Annotated in this window: 24 protein-coding genes, 1 tRNA gene and 1 riboswitch; of the genes, 15 read left to right on the plus strand and 10 right to left on the minus strand. The window is 52.0% G+C overall.

Annotated features, from left to right (window positions below):
• Positions 1–7: 7 nt before the first annotated feature.
• The 4 genes from P6M73_RS00360 to P6M73_RS00375 form a co-directional block, all read right to left on the minus strand.
• The gene (locus tag P6M73_RS00360) at positions 8–1,012 is read right to left on the minus strand and encodes an ATP-binding protein (protein ID WP_277854202.1); all 1,005 of its coding nucleotides are present in this window, start codon (positions 1,010–1,012) and stop codon (positions 8–10) included.
• Positions 1,002–1,982 (minus strand): DnaD domain protein, encoded by a 981-nt coding sequence (locus P6M73_RS00365; RefSeq protein ID WP_277854203.1) that lies wholly within the window; start codon positions 1,980–1,982, stop codon positions 1,002–1,004. The genes P6M73_RS00360 and P6M73_RS00365 overlap by 11 nt, the downstream gene beginning before the upstream one ends.
• Before the next feature lie 80 nt (positions 1,983–2,062).
• Positions 2,063–2,548, minus strand: coding sequence for a dUTP diphosphatase (locus P6M73_RS00370; RefSeq protein WP_277854204.1), 486 nt, complete (start codon positions 2,546–2,548; stop codon positions 2,063–2,065).
• Between the two features lie 136 nt (positions 2,549–2,684).
• Positions 2,685–3,230, minus strand: a complete 546-nt coding sequence (locus tag P6M73_RS00375) for a hypothetical protein (RefSeq protein ID WP_277854205.1) — start codon at positions 3,228–3,230, stop codon at positions 2,685–2,687.
• Positions 3,231–3,519: 289 nt separating this feature from the next.
• On the opposite strand from P6M73_RS00375, the gene murA reads away from it, so the two are divergent.
• The 4 genes from murA to P6M73_RS00395 all read left to right on the plus strand — a co-directional run bounded on the left by murA (position 3,520) and on the right by P6M73_RS00395 (position 6,666).
• The gene (gene murA, locus P6M73_RS00380) at positions 3,520–4,773 is read left to right on the plus strand and encodes a UDP-N-acetylglucosamine 1-carboxyvinyltransferase (RefSeq protein ID WP_277854206.1); all 1,254 of its coding nucleotides are present in this window, start codon (positions 3,520–3,522) and stop codon (positions 4,771–4,773) included.
• Positions 4,773–5,567 (plus strand): MBL fold metallo-hydrolase, encoded by a 795-nt coding sequence (locus P6M73_RS00385; protein WP_277854207.1) that lies wholly within the window; start codon positions 4,773–4,775, stop codon positions 5,565–5,567. The genes murA and P6M73_RS00385 overlap by 1 nt, the downstream gene beginning before the upstream one ends.
• A gap of 114 nt (positions 5,568–5,681) precedes the next feature.
• A complete protein-coding gene (locus P6M73_RS00390) occupies positions 5,682–6,200 on the plus strand; it encodes an SEC-C metal-binding domain-containing protein (protein ID WP_277854208.1) in 519 nt (172 codons plus the stop codon).
• A 7-nt stretch (positions 6,201–6,207) separates the two neighbouring features.
• Positions 6,208–6,666, plus strand: coding sequence for a 23S rRNA (pseudouridine(1915)-N(3))-methyltransferase RlmH (locus tag P6M73_RS00395; RefSeq protein ID WP_277854209.1), 459 nt, complete (start codon positions 6,208–6,210; stop codon positions 6,664–6,666).
• A gap of 335 nt (positions 6,667–7,001) precedes the next feature.
• Here P6M73_RS00395 and P6M73_RS00400 read toward each other — a convergent pair whose 3' ends face one another.
• A complete protein-coding gene (locus tag P6M73_RS00400; protein WP_277854210.1) occupies positions 7,002–7,376 on the minus strand; it encodes a 23S rRNA (pseudouridine(1915)-N(3))-methyltransferase RlmH in 375 nt (124 codons plus the stop codon).
• Between the two features lie 140 nt (positions 7,377–7,516).
• Here P6M73_RS00400 and P6M73_RS00405 point away from each other — a divergent pair, with 140 nt between their 5' ends.
• From P6M73_RS00405 to P6M73_RS00435, 7 genes are all read left to right on the plus strand, one after another.
• Entirely contained in the window at positions 7,517–7,723 is a 207-nt protein-coding gene (locus P6M73_RS00405; RefSeq protein WP_277854211.1) for a hypothetical protein, read from the plus strand.
• Between the two features lie 92 nt (positions 7,724–7,815).
• The gene (locus tag P6M73_RS00410; protein WP_277854212.1) at positions 7,816–7,962 is read left to right on the plus strand and encodes a hypothetical protein; all 147 of its coding nucleotides are present in this window, start codon (positions 7,816–7,818) and stop codon (positions 7,960–7,962) included.
• 71 nt (positions 7,963–8,033) lie between these two features.
• Positions 8,034–8,201: riboswitch (Lysine riboswitch) on the plus strand.
• A 74-nt stretch (positions 8,202–8,275) separates the two neighbouring features.
• Positions 8,276–9,184: a transporter substrate-binding domain-containing protein gene (locus P6M73_RS00415; protein WP_277854213.1), complete on the plus strand. Its 909-nt coding sequence runs from the start codon at positions 8,276–8,278 to the stop codon at positions 9,182–9,184.
• An 11-nt stretch (positions 9,185–9,195) separates the two neighbouring features.
• Entirely contained in the window at positions 9,196–9,930 is a 735-nt protein-coding gene (locus P6M73_RS00420; protein ID WP_277854214.1) for an amino acid ABC transporter permease, read from the plus strand.
• On the plus strand, positions 9,930–10,670 hold the full coding sequence (locus tag P6M73_RS00425; protein WP_347276306.1) for an amino acid ABC transporter ATP-binding protein: 741 nt from the start codon (positions 9,930–9,932) through the stop codon (positions 10,668–10,670). Before P6M73_RS00420 ends, P6M73_RS00425 begins: the two co-directional genes overlap by 1 nt.
• Positions 10,670–11,851 carry a M20 family metallopeptidase gene (locus P6M73_RS00430; protein WP_277854215.1) on the plus strand — a complete coding sequence of 394 codons (1,182 nt, stop codon included), beginning with the start codon at positions 10,670–10,672 and terminating at the stop codon, positions 11,849–11,851. Before P6M73_RS00425 ends, P6M73_RS00430 begins: the two co-directional genes overlap by 1 nt.
• 326 nt (positions 11,852–12,177) lie before the next feature.
• Positions 12,178–12,936, plus strand: coding sequence for an MBL fold metallo-hydrolase (locus tag P6M73_RS00435; protein ID WP_277854216.1), 759 nt, complete (start codon positions 12,178–12,180; stop codon positions 12,934–12,936).
• A 179-nt stretch (positions 12,937–13,115) separates the two neighbouring features.
• Here P6M73_RS00435 and P6M73_RS00440 read toward each other — a convergent pair whose 3' ends face one another.
• Positions 13,116–13,589, minus strand: a complete 474-nt coding sequence (locus P6M73_RS00440) for an SRPBCC family protein (RefSeq protein WP_277854217.1) — start codon at positions 13,587–13,589, stop codon at positions 13,116–13,118.
• Positions 13,590–13,826: 237 nt separating this feature from the next.
• Positions 13,827–14,174 carry a helix-turn-helix domain-containing protein gene (locus P6M73_RS00445; RefSeq protein ID WP_277854218.1) on the minus strand — a complete coding sequence of 116 codons (348 nt, stop codon included), beginning with the start codon at positions 14,172–14,174 and terminating at the stop codon, positions 13,827–13,829.
• Between the two features lie 210 nt (positions 14,175–14,384).
• Between P6M73_RS00445 and P6M73_RS00450 the strand changes: the two genes are divergently transcribed.
• Entirely contained in the window at positions 14,385–14,576 is a 192-nt protein-coding gene (locus P6M73_RS00450; RefSeq protein WP_277854219.1) for a helix-turn-helix domain-containing protein, read from the plus strand.
• 103 nt (positions 14,577–14,679) lie between these two features.
• Positions 14,680–16,674, plus strand: a complete 1,995-nt coding sequence (locus P6M73_RS00455; protein WP_277854220.1) for a fructose-1,6-bisphosphatase — start codon at positions 14,680–14,682, stop codon at positions 16,672–16,674.
• A 134-nt stretch (positions 16,675–16,808) separates the two neighbouring features.
• Here P6M73_RS00455 and P6M73_RS00460 read toward each other — a convergent pair whose 3' ends face one another.
• The 3 genes from P6M73_RS00460 to P6M73_RS00470 form a co-directional block, all read right to left on the minus strand.
• Positions 16,809–17,789: a DUF697 domain-containing protein gene (locus P6M73_RS00460; RefSeq protein WP_277854221.1), complete on the minus strand. Its 981-nt coding sequence runs from the start codon at positions 17,787–17,789 to the stop codon at positions 16,809–16,811.
• Positions 17,790–18,166: 377 nt separating this feature from the next.
• A complete protein-coding gene (locus P6M73_RS00465; protein WP_277852793.1) occupies positions 18,167–19,465 on the minus strand; it encodes an ISAs1 family transposase in 1,299 nt (432 codons plus the stop codon).
• Complete coding sequence (locus P6M73_RS00470; RefSeq protein WP_277854222.1) at positions 19,462–20,088, minus strand: hypothetical protein; 627 nt, start codon at positions 20,086–20,088, stop codon at positions 19,462–19,464. The genes P6M73_RS00465 and P6M73_RS00470 overlap by 4 nt, the downstream gene beginning before the upstream one ends.
• Positions 20,089–20,484: 396 nt before the next feature.
• On the opposite strand from P6M73_RS00470, the gene P6M73_RS00475 reads away from it, so the two are divergent.
• Entirely contained in the window at positions 20,485–21,255 is a 771-nt protein-coding gene (locus P6M73_RS00475) for a slipin family protein (RefSeq protein WP_277854223.1), read from the plus strand.
• 178 nt (positions 21,256–21,433) lie between these two features.
• Positions 21,434–21,508, plus strand: a tRNA-Thr gene (locus P6M73_RS00480).
• Positions 21,509–21,584: the final 76 nt, after the last annotated feature.

Consider the following 21,584-nt stretch of genomic DNA (forward strand, 5'->3'; position numbering starts at 1 on the left):
TCCCGCATTATTTCATCCGGCGCCGAAAGCGCAGAATCTTGCGCTGGCCTTTGGCGTTGCGCAAATCGTCCCCAAAGAAGGCGACCAGAATAAATTCGCCGGCGATCCGTGAGGACAGCCGTTCCGAGTACTTGTCCCGAATGCTTCCCAGGGAAAGATTCGAAGAAATGAGCATTTTCTTTTTATGGAGCAGCCTCAGGTTGATCAGGTTGAACACTTCGGTTTTGGCCAGGTCCGTCACCATTTCGGTGCCCAGATCATCCAGGATGAGCAGGTCCGAATCGGTCAGGAGCTGTTCGAGTTCCTTGTTGTCCCGGAACTTAATGTCCTTGATGTCTTCCATCAGCTGAGATGCCGTCCGATAAACGACGACCTGTCCTTCCTGCAGCAGGGCCTTGGCGATGCTGGTGGCCAGAAACGTTTTGCCCGTGCCGGATGGACCGTAAAAATACAGGTTGTCCAGATGGATCGGGAAATCCCGGACATAGGTTCTGGCGATCTCGAGGTTTTCCCGCATCTGCTGCCGCGCCGTCTTGTTCGAGCCGGCATGTACCGTTGTGGCATCAAACAGCGATTCGTCGAAGGTTTCGAAGGAATTGTCATTGAGCATCTCATGAAAGTCCGATTCCTCATAGACAATTTCCGCCAGCAGATTGTTGTAGCAGGTGCATTTCCTGCCCTGGAAGAACCCCGAGTCATTGCATTTGCGGCAATGATGCTTCAGATCCATATAGTCCATGGGGTAGCCGTTGCTGACCAGCAGTTCCATCTTGTTCTGCCGAAGGTTCAGGTTTTCCTCTTTCAGCCGGGCAATCTCGCGGTCGGCATTGTCCTGATCCCGCAGGTGAACCCTGGCAACATTCAGGGAATTGAGCGACATCTGCGTTTCCAGCTCGGCAATGAGGGGAATCCGCTGATAGATTTCCGCCTTGCGTTCCTTCTGTCTGGTCTCTTCTTCTTTTCGAATGGCCTCGTAACGGGCCATCACTTTCGAATGGAGATTATTCATCATCACCCTCCCAGCCTAACAGCTTCTTTTCCAGAGAATCATAATCCACGTTGCGCTGTTCGTAGTTGTTGAACGAAGTGACATCCTTGGGGTGAGGTCCTTTGCGTCCGCCCTTGGGCGGTTTGTCCTTCTTGATGGCATCGGCCACGGTCTGGATCCCGTCGGCTTTCCAGCGCTTGAGGATCCCTTCTATATAATTGAGGTCGGCTCGCCCGAGCTGATTGATGCAGCGCTGGGCGGCATGCTTGATCAGTACCAGGTCGAATCCGTAATCGTCAAACCAGCGGTCCATCTGCTCCTGCTGCGGCTCGGAAATGACCGATGGGTCCATGCCCATGTACTTGAACAGCTCGCGGTAATTCTGCCAGCGGTCTTCGTAGCGGCGAATGACCTGGTGAGCTTCCTCTCCGGTCTGAACGAACTGCCTGCGCCAGGACAGCGCTACCTTTTCCAGGTAATTGAGGTTTTCTTTTCCGCGGCAGGAGCTGAACAGCAGCATGATGACTTCATCATCGAAATGATAGGAGTCCTTGAGTTCCATGACAAAGCGCAGCAGGGACGGCGACATGGGCTTGCCCATGACCATTTCCAGCGCGCTGACCAGTTCGCGGAAGGCCGGGTCGCCCAGGTGTTCCTGGGTATCGACTGCCGCCGCCTCGATCTGTCCCGTCTCATCCGTCCGATGGCTCTGGCTGTTGATGACCAGGTCCAGGCTGCCGGAGGAGTCCATCTGCCGAATCGTCAGTACGCCGCGCTGATTCCAGTACTCACAGGCTGAAATGACATCGATCACCGTCAGCCCGCACAGTCCGGCCAGCTGCTCGGTATCCAGCGAACCGCCTTCCTGGGCGATGTGGAACAGCGCAGTCAGGACTTTGAAGTCATCCCCCGGAGTTTGCCGCAGTAATTCCTTTATGATGTAAGATGGGATCCAGGTCATTTGCTGGATACCCCCGATGGTGATATTGCCCATTGATTAATTACTCCTTGAGTGTGCTTCTTACTTTTATTATAGCATTGAAGGGGAAACAAAAAAACGGCCGGAGCCGTTTCTTAGTAGTGATTGTCCTGCCGCTGATGATTGATTTGATTCTTGGCCAGGTAGGCTTCGCGGATGTCCTCGAGGGTAAAGCCCAGGGTGCGTCCCAGGGCAAAGAAGTCCTCCAGCAGGACCTCGAAGGAATTCATGGAAGAAAAGGAGACCAGTTCGTTGACTGCCAGGAACAGGTCAATGAAGTGGGAGGTCAGGTCGGTGGTTTCCACCGAATCGTCCGGCTCTACTTCCTCAAAGCCATGATCCAGCCCAATGGTCAGAATGAAGTGGAGGCAGTCCACATATTCCTCCAGAATCTTGTCGCGATGGGATGGGGGTTTTGTGCTCCAGTATTTGAAACAACGGGTCTCGTTGGCGAGTTCACCCAGTTCCGTCAGCAGGGCCAGGTATTTTTTGTTTTTCAGTGAGGCCGGGTCCAGCCCGTGTTCCTGCACGATCCGTTCATTTAGTTGCTTCTGAACAGCAAAGAGTTCCCTGAGTTGCAATTTCAATGCCGCCTTTCAAGTTGTTTTTATCCACTATATTTAATCATAGTATCAAAAAGTTTTTTTGAAAAGTTCAGTAAATGATTTCAAAAAAGAAAAATTTTCCGGGAGTGAAAAATTAATCTTAATGGGAAATTCAGCTGATAATATTGGGGTTTTTCAGGGGGATCGAGAAAACGATGGATTCTTTCTTGGCATTCAGGGACTTCCACAGTTCCAGGCGATCGACCAGGAACTTGCGGGTATTGTCCGGATCGCTGAATAAGTTGGCGGAGTTTTCGAGTTCCTTGGGAATCCGTTCCTGAGACATGGACAGAATGAAATCCTGTTCGTCTTCCCGCTCTTTGGCGACCTTGAAGCCATGCAGCCGCATGTACTCATTGAGGTGTCGCTGTATCTTTTTCAGGTAACCGAAATTGCTGACTGGCAGGCCGGTGATCTTCTCATCCGCCAGGTTGATGTACTTTCCGGTAATATTGACGTGGAAATACCGGTAGGGCTTCAACAGATCCTTGAGCGTATTCTCCAGCAGACGGAGATCCGGATCCTCAATGGAATCGATGGGAATGGAAATGTAGGGTGATTTTTTGAAGTTTTTGCCTTTTTTATGTAAGGGCCGTTGGATCGATTCCAGTTCTTTATTGGAATTTTTGTCCAGGACAGCCACCAGATAATAGCGCATTGCCTTTTCCTTTCCCGAGGGAAGTTGCCCGCGGTATCAAAGTTTCTATATATCATAGTATATCACAGGGAGCACAGCCTGCTTCAAGTTCTATCCAGGATGGACAAGAGCAATCAAAGGCAACGTAATTATTAAGAATATTTTCGGGAAGCCGCTTATTTCGGGCGAATTATGAACGGATATTCCAGATGTGAAACCCCTTCGTTACACATAGTTTCTTTAAATTTGATATAATAAATAATCGATTCAAAGCGAAGAGCATGGATCAGGATTGGATACAGGTGATGAAATGAAAAAATTTGTGATAAACGGCGGAAAAAGACTGCAGGGCAGAGTGGAGATCAACGGCGCAAAGAATGCCGCGGTAGCCATCCTGCCGGGTGTCCTGATGTCCTCCGGTGTCTGTGTTCTGGAGAATGTGCCGGATATTGCAGACGTCAATTCCTATATTAAAATACTGGAACACCTCGGATGTCAGGTGCAGAGGGATGGCAAGACCCTCACCATCGATCCGACGCAGGTTCACCGAACCGATGCCCGAACGGAAGAAGTCCGTTCCATGCGCGGTTCCTATTACCTCATCGGCGCTCTCCTCGGCCGATTCGGCCAGGCTACCGTTGATCTTCAGGGCGGCTGTCCCATCGGCGAGCGGCCCATTGATCAGCATATCAAGGGATTTGAATCCCTGGGCGCCACCGTCGCCATCGAAGACGGCGCCACCATTTCCTCCGCGGAACATCTCAAAGGGGCTCACGTTTTCTTTGACGTAGTCACCGTCGGCGCCACCATCAATGTGATGCTGGCAGCGACCATGGCGGATGGACAGACCATTCTGGAAAATGCCGCCCGGGAACCCCATGTGGTCGATCTGGCCAACTTCCTCAATACCATGGGAGCCGACATCAAAGGGGCCGGAACGGACGTCATCCGCATCAACGGGGTCCGCGAGCTCAAGGGCTGCACCTATTCGGTCATTCCCGATCAGATTGAAGCGTCCACCTATATGCTGGCAGCGGCAGGCTGCGGCGGGGAAGTGGAAATCGCCAACGTGATCCCCAAACATCTGGAATCCATCAGCGCCAAGCTCATCGAAATGGGGGCGCAGATCGAGGAGTTTGATGACAGCATCGTCGTGCGTTCGGATAAGCGCCTGAAAGCCTGCAACGTGAAAACTCTGCCGTATCCCGGCTTTCCGACGGATGTGCAGCAGCCCATGACAGCAGTCATGACCATCGCCCAGGGGAAATCCACCGTCAATGAGAGCATTTACGAGAATCGCTTCATGCATCTGGATGAACTGAACAAAATGGGGGCGCTGGCAGTGTTCTCAGACCGGATCGCCACCATCATCGGCGTGCCCTCCCTGCAAGGCGCCAAAGTCCGGGCTACCGATCTCAGAGCCGGAGCGGCTCTGGTCATTGCCGGCCTGATGGCTCAGGGGACGACGGAAGTCTACGACATTGAGCACATTGATCGGGGCTACCCTCACATTGAGGAGAAGTTCAAAGCCCTGGGAGCCGACATTATAAGGGTTGAAGAATAATGAAATTTTGTTCCCTGTTTTCCGGTTCTTCCGGAAACTCTCTGTTCGTCTCCAGCCAGGATACCAGCATTCTGGTGGATGCGGGCCTGACGGGGAAAGCCCTCATGAGCGCCATGGATTCCATTGGGGAAGACCCGGCTCAGGTGAAGGCGATCCTGATCAGTCACGAGCATTCAGACCACATCTGCGGCGCCGGAGTTATGTCCAGAAAGTTCAACATTCCGATTTACGCTAACGAAAAGACCTGGGCAGCCATGGAGCGTTCCCTGGGCAAGATCGCCGTGCATAATAAACGGATCATCAATGGAGAAGCCTCCATTGATGATCTTAATGTAAGGACATTTCGCGTACCGCATGACGCGGCTTCCTGCATCGGCTTTACCATTGAGGACCGGGCCGGACGAATCCTGTCCACCGTCACCGACATGGGTGTATTTACCAATGAAATCCGGGAAGGTATCAAAGATTCGGATCTGATCCTCCTGGAATCCAACCACGATGTGGAGATGCTCAAGTACGGACCGTATCCCTACGATCTGAAACGGCGGGTGCTGTCGGAGCTGGGACATCTGTCCAATGAAGACGCGGCTGCCGCCATCCTGAGTTTTCTGGACGGACGCCGACGGAGCATCATTCTGGGACACCTCTCGGGGACAAACAATGTGCCGGAACTGGCCTTTAAAACCGTTGAAAATATCCTGAAGGATGCCGGGATCGAAATTGGTGAGACCGGCGAGATGGAGCTGAAGCTGGCTTCGCGCATCCGGCCTTCCGCATATACGGAAATCAAGTAGCGGCTTGACGCTGACTTCAAAAAACAGTAATCTGATAAAGTAAAAATTGAGTTGGCTCTGCCGGAATCTGATTGCCCGCAGACCCAATGACTTCAAATGAAAGGAATCAAGGATATGAGCTTATATAAAGAGTGGACCGATCTGGTCGTTGAATATGTGAAAACGAAGGGGGAACAGGCCTTCTGGGAGGATTATTCCTCCGTGGAAGAGCGGATCTACCGCAACATCCTGGGCCGTCACGACCAGGCCATTGCCTTCAATATCAGTGAATTCGCCAAGGAAATGAATACCACGCCCCACTTTGTCATGGGCTTCCTTGATGGAATCAATGAATCCCTGAAACAGGCCCTTCCGGTGGAGGAACTGGATGAAAACAGCCAGGTTCAGCTCGACATCGATCTGGAAAAGCTGTATTTCAACATGCTCGATGCCAAAGCGGAGTACCTCTTCAAGCTGCCCCAGTGGGACGGCATTTTCTCCGATGAAAAGAGAAAAGAAATCCGCAGAGCCTACAACGAGACGAAAATCGTGCGTAATGACAGCAAAATCGGACGCAACGATCCCTGTCCGTGCGGCTCAGGCAAAAAATACAAAAAATGTCACGGGGCCAAAGCCAACGGCGAAGAGGCCTAGTTGACCGATGGAACTCCATCTGATCTGCCTTGGCACGCTGAAGGAAGATTATCTGAAGAAAGCCCAGGAGCAATTCCTGGGCTTTCTTTCGAAGAAACCGGGCATTGCCTCCTGCCGCCTCATCGAACTGAAGGAAGAAGCCCTGCCCGAAACGGCCTCCCCGCTGCAGATTGCTCAGGCCCTGCAGGCGGAAGCACAGCGGATCCGCGAGAAAATACCGCCCCGGGCCCGGCTGATTTGCCTGGATATCGATGGAAAACCGGCCAGTTCCCAGTTTTTTTCCGGACTGAAGCAGGATCTGGAAGCCTCCGGCCAGACCCATCTGGTTCTCTTAATCGGCGGTTCCCACGGCATCGATCCCTCACTCAAAGCCGAATCCCGTCACCGGATCTCCTTTTCCCGCCTGACCTATCCCCATCAGCTGTTCCGAATCGCCCTGCTGGATGCTCTCCATCGCTTCCTTTGATGGAATGAGCGGAACCTATGGCAATCAAGCGATTGAGCAATTAGTCCAAATACCAGGAACCCAAGCTCGCAACACGCCGGTTATGCAGTGAAACCCTGAAACCCGTAGCCCCAAAACCCATTCAGCCAGGATCACATCATAAAACAAAACGGGAACGGATCGTCGGATGACGGTCCGTTCCTTTGCCTGCTGTCTGTCTTGCCTTCTTACCGACCGGGGAGATTACAGGTCACAGGTAGTTCGGGAGAGGCGGATAATCTGCATCCCCAGAGGCATGGCGCTGCATCATCCCGGATCTAGCCTGCGGTCAAAGCCGTTTATGACGCAGGGAGGATCTATTTATGGTAGGGTTCCCCGCTGCTGATCTTGAATGCCCGGTAGATCTGTTCCAGGATCAGGATCGACTCGATGTCCGGGGACAGGGGCAGGGATACCAGCTGTACGTCGGGCGGGCTTCCTGCCGGCGGAGAGCCCAGAACCAGATGGAGTTCACTGGCGCTCTGAAGCTGACGGGCAAACAGCTCTGCCAGACCGGGGCTGTCAATGGACTTGCCTGCGGGGTGGAAATAGATGGCTTCCGGTGGGGCTGCTTCCGGTTTCCGGAAGCGAACCGCGGCAATTCGGGACAGTCGTTTCATATATTCAGCCTGAGCGGAGCGGGTCAGCTCACTTTTTTTTGAATTGGTCTCATAGAGGTAGATTTTAATCACGGGAAGGTTCTCCCTATTTTGGTTTTTCTTCTCTTATATTATAATCGGAAGAAATGAAATGTGCAGAGGACCCTTCCGGTAAGATGCCACAGGGTCATTGCTGCACACGATGATTTTTTAGATGACTGGAGGAACCCCCAATGGATTCGAATCATTTTGCCATTTCCCAGGTGCAGGCAGTCCTGTCGGATTTTCACGAGGAACTGTATCAGCTGGAAGAAGAGTATCTCAAACGGTTTGGCGTTTACCCCACCATGCCGGATTTATCCGGAGAAACTCTGGATTATTATGTAGCGCGCATTCGGCAATGTCTGCTGCAGAATCAGATGATGGAAGATCTGGAATAAAATACAAAGATCGCAGGAGTTGAAAATGTGCGGCGCCACCGCGGTGCGAAGCGGGACTGCCGGTCGGAAAATGTATTGTGCCCGCAGGGAAAATGCAAAAAATAGAAAAAGACCGATTTTTCGGTTTTTTAAGGAAAATGCCAGACAATATTTTGCATTTGCTTTTTGAAAACGAAGCATATTTAGAATTGAAGAAAAAAAGTCCTCTTCAGGGCCACGTTGACGAAGAAAATGAATGAATAAATATGCAGTATTGATGAATTAACAGTTGACATTCCGACTGGCTGTGTTAAACTTGAAAAAAAATAAGATGAAGTTTAGAGGTAGCGGTGCAAATTAGTATCTGGGGGAGCCGGCAGGCAATGAATCCAGGGAAAGGTAACCATCGCCGAACATAAGAGACAGGGCACTGGTCTTATGTGGGGTTGCAGGAAAGACCTGCAACACTCCTTTCGAATGAAAGGGCGCTAGATTTGATTTACGTAACAACGAGATCGTCTGGCACGGTCTCTTATTTTTTTTTAATAAATACAGTCCAAGGAGACGATGAACATGACAAAGAAAATCTCAGCACTTTTGATGACCGGCCTGATGCTGATCACCGGCTGTGCCACACCGGCACCTTCCACCACCGCCGCACCTTCCACGACTCAGGCACAGACCACCACCGCTTCCGGTACTCAGGGCCAGACAACTTCCGCCCCGGCAACGACCACGGCCCAGAAAGCCCCCCTGGTTGTCGGCATGGAAGCCAATTATGCCCCGTATAACTGGAATCAGCCGACGGATGCCAATGGCGCCGTCAAGATTGACGGAACGGCCGGCTATGCCGGAGGCTTTGATGTGGAAGTGGCCAAGGAACTGGCCGCAGTACTGGGACGGGATCTCGTCATCAAGCAGATTGCCTGGGAAGGATTAATCCCGGCGCTTCAGAACGGAGCGATTGATCTCATCATCGCCGGCATGAGCGAAACCCCGGAGCGTCTGGAATCCGTTGATTTCACCGATCCCTACTATGATTCCCGGTTCGTCATGCTGGTCAAGAAAGGCAGCCCCTATGAAAGCGCCACGGCTCTGGCTGATTTCTCCGGCGCCAAGATTGTCGGACAGAAGGGCACCAATTATGACCGGGTGATCCCGCAGATTCCAGAAGTTAAGCATGAGACTCCCCTGGGAACCGTTCCGCTTATCATCCACGCCATTGCCAGCGGCGTTGCCGACGGCACAGTTCTGGACAAGCCGGTCGGTATCTCCGTCACATTAGCCAACCCGGATCTGGCCATGGTGGAGTTTACACCCGAAAACGGCTTCCAGCCGCTCCCGGGAATCCCGACTGCCTGTTCCATCGCTCTGGCCAAGGGCAATGAAGAACTCAAGACTCAGATCAATGAGTACCTGGCTTCCTTTACCAATGACAAGCGCGACGCCCTGATGGAAACTGCCGTCAAGAATCAGCCATAAGGAGAATATAAATGGGACAAACAATCCAAAAGTTGTTTACCCAATACCAGAGCCTGTATCTGCAGGGCATCCAGACGACCCTCCTGGTTGCCCTCACCGGCACCATTTTTGGACTGGTATTGGGATTTGTCCTGTCTGGGATGCGGCTGATCCGCATCACAGACAAGGACCCGCTGGTGATGAGACTGATCAAGCGGCTGCTGCGCTTTTTCAGCGCTGCCTACATTGAATTCGTCCGGGGAACGCCCATGATGGTTCAGGGTGTGTTCCTCTACAACTATTTTTACAGGATCCTGCAGTGGACTCCAACCGTTGCGGCCGTTATCATCGTTTCATTCAACACCGCTGCCTACATGGCGGAGATCATCCGGTCCGGCATCCAGTCGGTGGATTCGGGGCAGCGGGAAGCCGCTCTGACCATCGGTATGTCGGAGAGCCAGGCCTTCCGCCTGATCATACTGCCCCAGGCCATCAAGAATGCGTTCCCCTCCATCGGCAATGAGTTTGTCGTCAATATCAAGGATACCTCTGTTCTGAACGTCATCGGACTGACGGAGCTGTTCTTCCAGGGGATGTCCGTCGCCGGCACAACCTATAAGTTTACGGAATCCATGATGATCATCGCCATCATCTACTTTGCCCTGACCTTCCTGGTCACCCGGGTTCTGATGCTGATTGAGAAGAGGCTCGATATGCCGGTTCAGGCATTGCAAAGCCAGACGGTGCCCATAGGAGAAGTGAAATAATGAACCAGATTGAACTGAAAAACATCCATAAATATTTTGACGGCCGGGAGATTATCAAAGGCGTCGATCTGACGGTGCAAAAGGGTGAGATCCTCACCTTCATCGGTCCATCCGGCGGCGGCAAGAGCACCCTGCTGCGCTGCATCAATCTGCTGGAGGACTACGAGGAAGGAGAAATCCTGTTCAACGGAACCAACATCAAGGACCGGTCCTTTTCCCTGGAGCATTACCGGCAGAAGGTCGGCATGATCTTTCAGCGGTTTAATCTCTTCGGCAACCTGAATGTCCTGGAAAATCTCAACATCGGACAGATCAAGGTCCTCGGGCGTACCCGCGAGGAAGCGACGGCCAAATCCCGGGAAATGCTCAAAAAAGTCGGCATGGCCGAATTTGAGCACCAGTCGGTGAAACGGCTCTCCGGCGGACAGATGCAGCGGGTAGCCATTGCCCGGGCTCTGGCCATGGATCCGGAAGTCATCCTGCTGGATGAGCCCACCAGTGCTCTGGATCCGCAGATGGTGGACGAAGTGCTGGCGGTCATCCGCGATCTGGCCCAGACCGGCATTACCTTAATCATCGTGACCCACGAAATGCGGTTTGCCAAAGACATCTCAGACCGCATCATATTCCTCAAGGATGGCATGCTGCGCGAGGAAGGTCCCCCGGAGAAGATCTTTACTTCCCCGGATTCCGAGGAAATGCAGCTGTTCCTGAAAAAATATCTGGAGGAGCGGATCTGATGAGCCGGACTCTGGATGACCATCTGACCCGGCAAGTGCTGCCGGATCTGATGCCGGATCTGATCCGGCTCTCCCGCTTTGTGTATGACCATCCGGAGCTGGGGCTGGAAGAAGTGGAATCCTCCCGGGCTCACATCGAGCTTCTTGAAAAATATGGCTTTACGGTGGAACAGCCGTTTAAGGGCCTGGCTACTGCATTTTGTGCCACCTTCGACACAGGCCGGCCGGGGCGAACCGTAGCCTTCCTTTCCGAGTACGATGCCTTGCCGGGACTTGGCCATGGCTGCGGCCACAATATCCTGGGGGCGGCAACCACCGGTTCAGGCATTGCCGCCTCCCGGCTCATCGAGCAGGGACGGATCCAGGTATTCGGCACGCCGGCCGAGGAGACCGTCGGTTCAAAAGTCACTCTGACCCGGGCCGGAGCGTTTCAGCAGGTCGACGCAGCGCTGTGTACTCATCCCGACCGGGCCTGGTACCAGAGCGGAACGACCATGGCCATGGAATCCATCCGGTTTGTTTACCGGGGAAAGCCGGCCCATGCGGCCTCTCATCCCGAAGAAGGGATCAATGCCCTGGACAGCATCATCCTTCTGTTCAATTCCATTGCCCTGCTGCGCCAGCAGCTCCATGAAACCGTTCGAATTCACGGGATCATCACCAAGGGCGGGGAAGCGGCCAACATCATTCCGGATCATTGTGAGGCGGAGTTCTACGTCAGAGCCAGAACTCAGAATGAGCTTGAGGGAGTCTCGGCCAGAGTCCGCCAGGCGGCCCAGGGGGCAGCCCTGGCCACCGGAGCCGTCCTGTCCATGGAACAGTTTGAGGAACCCTATCAGGATCTGGTGACCAACCAGACGATGTCCGCCCGCTTCAACCAAATCATGGCTGATCAGGGCATTGTCATGGTATCGGATCCGTCCAATCCGGGATCCATGGACATGGGCGATGTGTCCCACGCGGTGCCCACGATCAATCCCTTCTTCGCCATTGATGAATCAGGCACCTGCAATACCCATACTCCGGAATTTCGCGATGCGACTTTAACCCCCTATGCCAATCAGTCCATGGAACGGATCATTCGGGGGCTGAGTCAGACCGCCCAGGCACTCATCGCTGAGGATGCCTTTTTTGAAGAAGTACACCGGGAGTTCCTCGCTGCCGGTTTCCAGAGGACCTGATTCCTGATTTCCTGCCCCTCAGCCAATCAGGGTCAGCCCCGCAGGATTTCCACCCCCACGTCTGCCGGTTGGTCCCTGGGGCGAGTGGAAGAAACCAAATACAAAAGACAAAAGCCGGGAAGCCCTCGCAGATAGAGCCTCCCGGCTGATTTTTCGTTGATATCAGATATTTCGGAAGGATCGTCCAGAGATGAGCCGATCCTTCGAACGTCCAGCATGCCGCTAAGACCACCAAACCATCGAAGCCACTGAAATGAGAAAACTATTGGGAAAACTGATATAATAAGCTGAATCTAAAAAACCAAAGACAAGCAGAAGGTGTAACGATGGATGTAAAAAATGTCGGTTCGCGAGGTACAATGGTAACTTATCAGGATCTGGTGGATACCGAATTTGGCTGTACAACCAATATATATGTAATCAAAGGCCGGGAAGGCAGCATCGTCATCGATACCTTCCTGGGAGAGCAGATCATGGCAGAGACCATGGTCACGCTGGAGCGGGACCCCAATTCGGTCTGGGCAGTCATTAACACCCACAGTGACTGGGATCATATCTGGGGCAATTCCCTGTTCCGAAACGCTCATGTCATCGCCCACGACAATTTCTCGGACCAGGTGGAATTCCCGGACAGTCCGGGTTTCCAGGAGCTGGAAAAATACGCCATGGGTGAAGTGGACATCAAACTCCCCGACATAACGTTTGACTCCAGACTTCACCTGTCGGGCGAGGGGCTGGAACTGTTCCACTCGCCCGGTCATTCCGTTGATTCGATCACCATCTATGATGAGAAGGATCGGATTCTGATCGCCGGCGATAACTGCGAAAAACCAATTCCAAGCTACGTCAACCCGTTCCTTCTGGAGGAGCACCTGGCTTCTTTAAAGCAATACCTCACCTATGACTTTGAGGCGATCATTCCGGGTCATGGCGAGATGATGACTCGAACGGATCTCCTCACCAACATCCAGTACATTCAGGATCTGATCGAAGGGGACGAAAGCAAACTCAAAGCCTATGAGACAGGTCCCTGCAAGATGAATCATCTGACTAACCAGCTCTACATGGAAAGCCTGAAAGACTAAAAGCGGCGAAGGCCGCCAGCAGTCGGTCAGAACCGGCGCTGACTCTTGGACCGGCCATAACCGTTCAACCGTCGCTGCGCATTCGAACGGCAACTCTCCCTTGAACTGAACATGACAATAATTCTTCTCCTAGGAAAACCGGAGGATCGAGCAATGGCTCGGATCCTCCGGTTTTCGGCTTATTGAATCTCGGGGTCACTGGTGTTCCAGTAAGTGGAAAAATCGGGATAGGGCTGACCTTCCACCGCTGCCTTCAGACAGTCGGCATAATATTCCCAGCCGGCCTGAATCAGCTTGTACTGTTCCTCTGATTCCATGGGCTGAATCATGGTCAGCTGGGAGGAACCGGCTCTTGGTTCGGATATGCTGACCAAAATGAGCCAGGGCTCGGGCATTCCCTTCAGCTGCAGGGTGTAGCCGCAACCTTCGTTGACTTCCAGGATTCGGGCCGGTTCCGCCGGGGAACCCTTTTCCCAGTTCCAAATGATTTCAATTTCGTTTTGATCAACATATTGCCAGGGACCGATCCACTGAGAAGTCAGGTCAGACTGCGTCAGCCAATCCCACAGGGCGGCGGGGGGAAGGGAAAAGGTACGGTCTACCCGAATGACGGGGACTTCTTCCTCATGGATCTCTCGAACTTTCATGGACATGGCTCCTCCTGTAGACGCAGCGGTCTGGTTCATATGATTCTACTATACCGTATCAGCGGGTTCAGGAAAAGGTGGAAGCCGGCGGGAGCGGTCGGTGTGTTTAGGGGTTTCCCGGATCCGGCGGGGCCAACCGGTGGAAATGGGAAAAGCTGCTTTCGGCACTGGTCCGAAGGCAGCTTTTCCCTTGATCGGTGGGCGATTAAAAAAGGGTCGTGATCTAATTTGCCGATGTCTGATTTACTTGATGTGCTGTTTGGCGTGAAGGCGAAGAAGCTGCTTTTTCGCCCGGATGAATTCCAGAAGGTCTTCCTGGTCTGCCGGCGGCCACAAGGCAACATCCAGAAGCAGATCGTGCAGTTCGGCTTCCACACCGGTGAGGTAGGCTGGAGACTCCGGTTCCATTACCAGTGCCGGGGAAACCCCAAACGATTCCGTCAGCTTCATCAGAGTATCCACGGAGGGATTGGTCTTCTCGTTCAGAATATCGGAGATATAGGAGACGGACAGTCCAGTGGACTGGGCGATGTCCTTCAGCTTCATCTTCTTCAGTTGTTTCAGTTCTTTCAGTTTTCGTCCGACTTTCATCCATTTCGGGCAGGAATCATTCCACCGACGGTTTTTTGCTTCCCGGGGTACTGCCGTTCTCCTTTCCTGATATTCCGTAAAAAACGTATTGGATATATTATAGCAGAATTCCGTAATGAGCGTAATTTTGACTTTTTTCTCACGATGAATTTCGATATAATTGAAATTAATACAGAAAATTACGCTATAAGCGAAATAGAAGGTGATTGCTTGTTTGAAATCGGAGCCAATATCAAATCGATCCGTCAACACAAAAACATCTCGCAGCGCAAGCTGGCCGAACGGGCCGGAATTTCCAATACGTACTTGTCGGATATCGAGGTGGGACGGACGAATCCTTCGTTGAAAACTCTCGAAAAAATTGCTGCTGCCTTGGAAATGGAAATAAAAGAGCTGTTTTAACCGCCGATTCCGGCGGTTTTGTTTTGGCCAAATGATACCCGTAAAATGGTTTACAGAGTACAATAGGAGTAAGAATCCAAGTTGGATACAGAGGAGGCTCCCGATGTCAGAGCAAATGAACCTTTATGAAATTACGAAAACCAGGGATTTAGATTATCTGAAGCTGCTGTCCCGCCAGTTCCCCAATATCGCCACGGCGTCCACGGAAGTCATCAACCTGTCGGCGATTCTGAACCTGCCCAAGGGCACCGAGCATTTTATTTCGGATATCCATGGCGAGTGGGAATCCTTCAATCACGTCATGCGCAATGCCTCCGGCGTTATCCGCACCAAGATTGACGATATCTTCGGGAATACGCTGATGGCGCATGAGAAGAAAACACTGGCCACGCTGATCTACTATCCGGATGAAAAGCTCGAGGAAATTGAGAAAGACGGCCCCATGTCCAAGGACTGGTACCGGATCACTCTGTTCCGCCTGCTTCAGGTCTGCAAGCTGGTATCGACCAAATATACCCGTTCCAAGGTACGTAAAGCTCTCCCTAAGGATTTTGCCTATATCCTGGAAGAGCTGATCCATGAAAATGAAAACCGGCTGAACAAGGCGGAGTACTATAACGGCATCATCGATTCCATCATCGATCTGGATCGTGCCAAGGCCTTTATTGTGGCCATCTCTGAACTGATTCAGCGGCTGTCGGTAGACCGCCTCCATATCATGGGCGATATCTATGACCGCGGACCCGGAGCCGATCTGGTCATGGATTCCATGATGGATTACCATACCCTGGATATCACCTGGGGCAATCACGACATCCTCTGGATGGGGGCGGCGGCAGGCTCCGAGAGCTGCGTCGCCAATGTGGTGCGCATTCAGGCCAGATACGACAATCTCGATGTCCTGGAAGATTCCTACGGCATCAATCTGATGCCGCTGGCTCAGCTGGCCATGGATGTGTATGACGGTCAGAATCTGGCAAAGTTCATGCCCCGGGGAGATTCCATTGCGGAAAAGAGTCCCAAGGAGATTGACCTCATTGCGAAGATGCATAAAGCCATTTCCATCATCCAATTCAAGGTGGAGGGGCAGCTGATTCTGGCCAATCCCGACTTCCATATGGAGGAACGGCTGCTGCTGGACAAGATTGACTTTGCACAGGGCACCGTCCGTCTGGCCGGTGGAGAGTATCCCTTGAATGATACGGATTTCCCCACGGTGGATCCATCGGATCCCTACCGGCTGACGGAAGAGGAAGAGTGGGCGATGAAGAAGATCACCCAGTCTTTCGTCAACTCCAACCGGCTGGATGAGCATGTTCGGTTCCTGTTTTCCAAGGGATCCATGTTCCTGACCTTCAACGGCAATCTGCTGTTCCATGGCTGCATGCCGCTCAATGAAGACGGCACGTTCATGGCGCTGAACATTGAGGGAACATCCTACCGCGGTCAGGCTGCCTTTGAGAAATTTGAGCAGATGGCCCGCATGGCGTATTTCTCGCGCAAGGAAGAGGACCGCGAACTGGGCCGCAACATCATGTGGTACCTGTGGTGCGGCGAAAAATCCCCGCTCTTCGGCAAGAAACGGATGACGACATTCGAGCGGTACTTTGTCGATGACAAAACGACTCATGTGGAAGAAAAGAATCCCTACTTCGACCTGAGAGAACAGGAAGATGTTCTGCGTCACATTTTTGAAGACTTTGGCCTAAAGTATGAAACAGCCCATATCATCAACGGCCATGTGCCGGTCAAGGTGAAGAAGGGTGAGAGTCCGGTCAAGGCCAACGGTAAAGTGTTTGTCATTGACGGCGGGTTTGCCAAAGCCTATCAGAAGGAAACCGGCATCGCCGGCTACACCCTGATCTACAATTCCCAGGGGATGCATCTGGCCATGCACGAACCCTTTGAGAGCACCCAGATCGCTATTTCCGAAGAAAAGGACATTCTGTCCACCATAACGATTGTCGAAAAAACAAGACTGCGCCAGCTCATTGCCGATACCGATATCGGAGCTGAGCTCAAAGGTCAGATCAATGATCTGTGTCAGCTGCTGGATGCTTACCGCAGCGGCCGGATCAAGGAGGCCATCACCAAGTAGGAAGATCGAAATTCCAGATTTCAATTTGAACAGAATTTGGATCAGCCCATTCACTCAACAGCTCGGCAGGCCCTGCAAATCGCAGGCCTGCCGAGCTGTTTGGATTATCACTTTGGAGCACGGGGAGAATCTTCTCAGGGAGCGGTGATGTCCGGAACGGCCGGTTTGCGGCGGAACCGGTTCACCGTGACATTGGCCGCGGCATTTTTTGTGGCGGCTGCAAAAGATCGGACGATGAACAGCGTATTCTCTTTCATGACCTCACCCAGCTTGGCCGTGGCCTCCAGGCTGGCACTGCGCCGCAGGCTTCCTCGGTCGGGTTCGGTGAGGGCTGACAGATAGCGCTGAGCAATGCAGCCACAGCGCAAGGTCAGGAGGGCGTTGATGGATCCCTCCGTGACGGAGGAGACCACCAGAGTGGTGAGGGGCACCGCTCCGGGAATCAGGGTCATTACACTGCCTCCGATCAGGGAGGAGACGATGGGTTCAATCTGATCCTCAATCAGATCGGCGTCCTCCAGGCTGCGGGAAATCAGAACAGTGGCCGCAACATTGCCGTACAGAGTCAGGATCCGCTTCAGCGACGGCCTGGCTTCATACATGTGCACGATTTTCCAGAGCAGCTTCGCCAGGGATACGAGCACAAACAATCCGTCCAGCGAACCATTCTGAGAAATTGCCGTTGTGAGAAAAACATCGGTGGCTTCCTTCTTAATGAGGCGGTCTGATTCCTGATCCAGCAGTTCATAGGCTTTCAGGAGCTCCCTTTCCTTATTGTCCCCGGGCAGCGCCAGACCAAAGGCGATGATCCGCTTATTGTTCTGCATCAGCCTATGAAGATCTTCCACGTACCGGAGGTACTCCGGGGAGGTTCGGTCCTTTGGCAGCTCAGGCTGGACCCTGAACCTCAGTATCGAGAACAGGGGGTATACCAGAAGACCCAGGAACAGGGCGACGATCAGTACAGTCAGTCCACCGCCCAACCAGGGGTGGATCGCCCAGCCCCAGTTGATCAGCTGCAGGCTCTGATTGATTGCAATCAGCATAAAAAAGAACAGAAAGCCGACCAGGGGCAGTACGACCCAGCGCTTAAGTTGATCCTTCCATTCATTCAATGACTTCACCTTCTTTCTGTCGATTCAAGTGCCGCAGCCTGCGACTTTCAGCAGGCCAGCGTTTTGAGGAATCGGTTTATCTGATGATATCACACAGAAATGAAGAGGAAGATAAGGTTTTTTTAACATCGCTGCCGAAAAGGGTATTGTCGAAAACGAGTATCGTCGAAAAGGAGTATCGCCGAAAAAGAGTATCACCGAAAAAGTTAAATGTTTTTATAACATCAGAAAGATCCTAGGACAAACGCATCAATTCAAACAACATAACCTTAAAGGAAACTGTCCCCTGGCCATTACAGGCCAGGGGACAGTTTCAGCTTGAAAGGTGATTTTGGAGCGCACTTTCCCCAAGGTTTTTGTCGTTTTCTCCAAGATCCCTATTTTTTATTCAAATTTGCATTTTCTAAAGCGTTTTTCAAGACATTCTCGTCAAAGGAATTGAGCAGCTTAGCCAGATTATCTTCGAATCCCCAGGAGAAATCCTTCCGGATCAGCCGGATACTGCTGTTCTTTTTCATCAGTGGCTGGACCAGTTTGAACAGGGACAAGGCCATCTTATTGAGGATGCTCAAATTGGTGAACGCCTGTCGATCCACTGTCGTGTTGTCGTCTTCGTGGAAGGTATAGTCCAGATGCCAGTGCAGCTGGTTTTCCACACTCCAATGCCCCCGGATCGCGTCTCCGCCGAGTTCAACATCATTGAGACTGGTGATATAGTATCGGATTTCAGTGCTCTCTTTGCCGGTTATTGTGCTGAATATCCTTTTCTCGTAACAGATGAAATTACGAAGCCCCTGCCACTCCTTATCCAGATCAATGGCCTTGGTCATATAGAACTGCCTGGTTTCAATCTGACTGTGAGATTTTTCAGTGGTCTCGAAATAATTCTTTCCAGCTTTTCGAATTCTGACTTTATTCTTCTCCGTGAAGGATTCAGCGGCAGCCAGTGCCAATTTTCCCTGATTACCCTTCAGGGCACCAACATAGTTTCCGCCTCGCTCCATGATGATTCCGATGGTTTTGGTCTGCGTGTGCAGAGCATCAAAGGTGACGATGGCATTTTTGAGTTGGAGCATTTTGAGTGCTTCCTGGGCAGCGGGGATCTCATTGGTTTTGCTGTCGATCTGATGAGAGACTATGCAGACGCCATTGGAGGCATCGTAGATATGCAGAGTCTGCAGATTACGGATCTCCTGATCAGTACCGGCTTTGCGTCCCGTACCGCGTTCTTCTTTCCCATCAATGCACAGTTGACGTACCGATGATTTGATGCCCAAAGACTTCCTGAGGACAGCCATATTCTCCATTAGAAACAGTACAGTAGCCTTTTCCAGCTGCTCCGAGGCAATCAGTGAGAAGACCCGGCGAAACGTGTCATGAGAAGGAATCCCATTGTTCAGCTTCAGGAATTTTTTCAGCCACTTGTGCTTGGCATTGCCAAACCGCTCGATCTCATTCCAACTCGAGGCATTGCCAAGCACCGCCAGAAAGGCGATCACCAGGATCTCCTCGAGCGGGTAGTCGGTCATCGCCTGGATCCTGACATCTTCGATCTCCCGGAACAGGCGAATAAACCGCTTCATGATCTTTTGGGGAGGGGTGTACTCGTCAATGGTTATGCCGGTGGCTTTGATGACTTCCCGGTATTCCAGGATGGGTCTGCAAATCTTGCTCATAGCTGGTCCTCCCACTTCAAGTTATATTTCAATCGTAGTTGTCTGGTGACCTCGGGTTCCGCGGAACGGTAAATCCGGTCATTGATGCTGACCATGTAGACCAGAGGAAAAAGGAGCATCACGGTTGGAAGATCCTCACCAAAGTGTCTAGCCATCGTGTCCCGGATCATCAATTGACTCCGCTGGATCCCAAACTCTTGGGGCTTGGTCAGAACCGCGTCAAAATCAAGGTCTGGGAAGCGCCTGGATAGATAGGATTGTTTGAACAGAAGAGAGTCGTAAGTTCCATACAAAAACGAGAGGATGGATGCTGCCATGACCAGGTCACCAGCTTTGGTGAAAGTACGGCGCAGGCCTTTGTGGATGTTCTCGCAGATGGTAAGAACCGTTGTGGACATGCCAAACTCCAAAACAACCGGTGGCTCATTCACTTTGTCCTTGGGCGGGATCAAGCCATCTTTCTCAGTGATCCGACCCAGATAACCATCACTGACCCGGCGAACTTTGTCTGTGCCTTTGATCCGCTCCGAATGGGCAGCATACAGATAGTACTTACCTTTGACGACGTTGATGTAGGTACCTGGTTTCTTATGTTTAAGCACCCAATCGGGATAATCAGCCATTCCTCCACCACCTTTTGTATTACATAGTATGTAATACAATTATGCGCTAAAAACCGACAAATAACAAGGGGAAGTCATTTGTCGGTTAAAATGAAGGCTAATTGATGCGTTTATCCTAGAAAGATCCATCCGCTTCGAATCCTGGCGTGAATCTGTCCGATGATTCTGATACAATAATGGCAGACAGAGTGCAGCCGTCGCCTGCTGTCAGCCGGCGACTTCGCGTGTTTGCGCTGTCTACATAGGGCAAGGGTCCTTTTATAGGCCATGGGTTCGAAACCCAGCGTAAACCCGCCTTCAGCATTCAGATCCCGGCAATCATGCAGGGAGAACCTCCATTGCCCGGCTCTGCTGAGGGTGGGTTTATAATTACAGTTAAAAAAGGAGTACCAGGTTATGAGCGAAATTTTCTGGCAGATCGTTGCAATTGTGTTTCTTCTGCTCGCCGCCCTTGTGATCGGACTGCTCTGGCTCAGATATCGCCGGACCACAATCATTTTCGATTACCAGCGCGGACTTAAATACGTGAACGGCCAACCGCCGGAACTGCTTGAACCGGGCAGATACTCGTATTTTTCCCATAACACCCGTATGGAGTCGTTCGATATGAGATCGATTCTGCTCCAGATCAGCGGACAGGATGTGCTGTGCCGGGACAAGGTGGGGATTAAGGTAAGTTTATCGGCCACGTATCAGATCGAGGATCCCAGGATCCTGATGGCTGGCTATGAAGATTACTATGACCATCTCTACCACCATCTTCAAATTGCTCTTCGGGATACTATGGCTACGATGGAGCTGGACGAAGCGCTGGACGACCGCAATTCAATTGCCCAGGCCATCAGCCTGGCCCTGAAACCCGACTTCATGCCAGGGCTCAAGGTAACGACGGTTGAAATCAAGGATCTCATGCTTCCGGCCGATTTGAAGAAGGTCTATGCCGATGTCGTGAAAGCCCGCAAGGAAGGGCAGGCAGCCCTGGAACGGGCCCGCGGAGAAGCGGCTACCATGAGAAACCTGGCGAACACGGCCCGCATGATGGAGAAGAACCCCGAACTCCTGAAACTGCGCCTGATCCAGACCATGGAATCGACCCAGGGTAATACCTACCATGTTGCCCTCGGCTCGAAACCATCCGACACAGTCGGGACGTCAGAAACAGAGTAATCGAAAGCCCTCCTTCAGTGATCCGAAGGAGGGCTTTCGAATTTCTCCAGTCAGCTTCTCCAGGCAACCCCTTGAGTGATTTCTGGAATCGGAGAAAATCAAAAAAATTGAATTACCTCTTTGCAATACGCCGGAAAAATGATAGACTATAATTTGTAACGCGATAAAAAGCGAACAGGCTGGTGTGGCTCAATGGTAGAGCAGCGGTATCGTAAACCGCAGGTTGGGGGTTCGATTCCCTTCACCAGCTCCAGTGAATCGAATTGGCGGCTGGATGGCCGCCAATTTTTGTTTGTTGCAGAACCGGATTCATTTTACAGAATCTGACA

Source organism: Anaerococcoides asporogena (genome assembly GCF_029590275.1).
Classification (GTDB): domain Bacteria; phylum Bacillota; class Clostridia; order Clostridiales; family Clostridiaceae; genus JG1575.